1 protein-coding gene is annotated in these 638 nt (G+C 71.5%); it reads right to left on the bottom strand.

Going from position 1 to position 638, the window contains the following annotated elements; translation table 11 throughout:
* A partial coding sequence (locus AC1DYI_RS37815) for a TolB-like translocation protein (protein ID WP_477209177.1) occupies positions 1 to 606 on the bottom strand: 606 nt, incomplete at its 3' end.
* Positions 607 to 638 lie beyond the last annotated feature (32 nt).

Genomic DNA, 638 nt, shown 5'->3' with positions numbered 1-638 from the left:
GGCCACGCCATGCTTCTCGTGCAGCCAGGTTTCGAAGTTGTGGCGCTGGTCGGGGTCGGTCAGCAGCGTCGCCTCGCGCGTGTCCAGCGCCATGCGGTAGAGCTGGTTCACTTCGTTGCCGCCGGCGGCGCGCTCGAACACGATGTACTTGCCTTCGAGCGGCTCGTACTGCGCACTGGTCACCGGGTCGGCGAAGTCGGTCAGCTTCTCCGGCTCGGCCAGCGGGCTGGCCACGCGGAACAGCTGCGGCGTGCTGCCGCCGGCCGGCCGGTGGGTGACCAGCATTTCGCGCTTGCCGGGGTGCCAGTCGACGAAGCCGTGGCCGCGGAAATCGGTGTACTTGTCGACCGCCTGCACCAGACTGCGCGGCACCGGCGGGATGCCTTCGACGTGCAGGTTGGCATTGGGCGCCAGCGTGTCGACGGCAGGCGCTGCCGGGGCTGGTGCGGGGGCGGGGGCCGGAGCTGGGGCCGGTGTGGCCGCTGATGCGGTAGGCGCTGCAGCGGGCGGTGTGTTGCTGGCGCAGGCGGCCAGCATCAGCATCGCGGCGGTGGCCAGCGCGGCCAGGCCGCCGGTCGGGCGGGGAAGCAAGGCAGGGGTCGTCATGTCGAGGCTCGTGTCGTCACTTCGGGGGGATC

Source organism: Ideonella sp. P3_A4 (assembly GCF_056403075.1).
Note: the sequence above shows the minus strand (reverse complement) of the source record. Positions and strands in the feature narration are given on the sequence as shown.